The sequence below is a fragment of the Vibrio sp. Vb1574 genome (assembly GCF_033338675.1).
This window is the reverse complement of record NZ_JAWOTC010000451.1, coordinates 1-1,051: the sequence shown is the minus strand read 5'-3', so window position 1 is coordinate 1,051 and position 1,051 is coordinate 1. Positions and strand designations below refer to the sequence as shown.

Genomic DNA, 1,051 nt, shown 5'->3' with positions numbered 1-1,051 from the left:
AGCGACTTTGATTCTGCTGCAGGTTTTGGCTTTCACTCACCGCTAAACAACTGGGCAGACCTTACAGGTGAAATGCTGATGCGTGTGGTTCAGCCAACAAGCTCAAGCAGCACAGATGTTGGTATGGAGCTAAACCTAGGCGTTCGCCAATGGCTTGGTCCTCAACTTGAAGTGGGTGGTAAAGTTGGTTACGTTTCAATCGACAACGATGACGATTGGACAGGTTCTGCTTACGCGCGCTTCCATTCAACAGAGCTTTTCTCTCTTGGTGCTGAAGCTCGCATCAACGATTTCTACGGTGATCAAATCATGTTCACTACACGCTTCAAGTTCTAATTGGCGTGAAAAAAGCAAAACCGAGGCAATTGCCTCGGTTTTTTTATTCATAAAATGACTAACTCAAATGAAGTGGTCAAAAACATCAACATCCCTTTTCTGCTTTTAACACTTACTTTTCTGACTCGCTAACTCCATTAGAAACGAGTCAATCATTGTGTGGTTCAGTTGCCTTATTCACACAGTGCCAGTAACTGTTTTTTGCGCGGCTCTTGGATTAGTTTCCAGTGCACACCATCAATGGCACCAGCAAACTTCCACAGCAGTTTAACGTCAACATCATTGCCGTAAGCAACTCTTACTTTGTTGAACACTTCAACTGGACCAAGTTCCAAAAAGGTTTCAACATCATCAATACCCGCCTTTTTAACCATGCGCTCTAATGTAAGCTGCATGTTCGGTAGATCTCTCAAACGTTTACTTGCAGAAGACTTTTGGTATTTTCGCTCCTTAATTGAGCAATCAATAGATTTGCGTAACAAATCGTCAAGGCCAGTAAATCCGGACTCAAATAAATCGGTTACGTCATAATAGTTTACAGTAGCCGTCGTCTGTTTTTTGACGTGCTTGTATTTTTCACAATTAAGCAGAGTAAATTCTTCGTCTAAACCATTACCGCCGCGCAAATAACAGCAATCATTGCTGACAAGCGCAAACATGGCGTCATCGCTAAACAAGCCGATACCACCAAACATAGAACGTTTCTGATACTCAT

The 1,051-nt window shown here is 42.6% G+C and carries 1 protein-coding gene and 1 pseudogene; one reads left to right on the top strand and one right to left on the bottom strand.

Annotation, left to right across the window (positions count from 1 at the left end; all coding sequences use genetic code 11):
• Window positions 1–336, top strand: a pseudogene (locus R7O12_RS26810) (hypothetical protein); the annotation flags it as partial.
• A 173-nt stretch (window positions 337–509) separates the two neighbouring features.
• On the opposite strand, the gene R7O12_RS26805 reads toward R7O12_RS26810, so the two are convergent.
• A partial coding sequence (locus tag R7O12_RS26805; protein WP_318127105.1) for a TfoX/Sxy family DNA transformation protein occupies window positions 510–1,051 on the bottom strand: 542 nt, incomplete at its 5' end.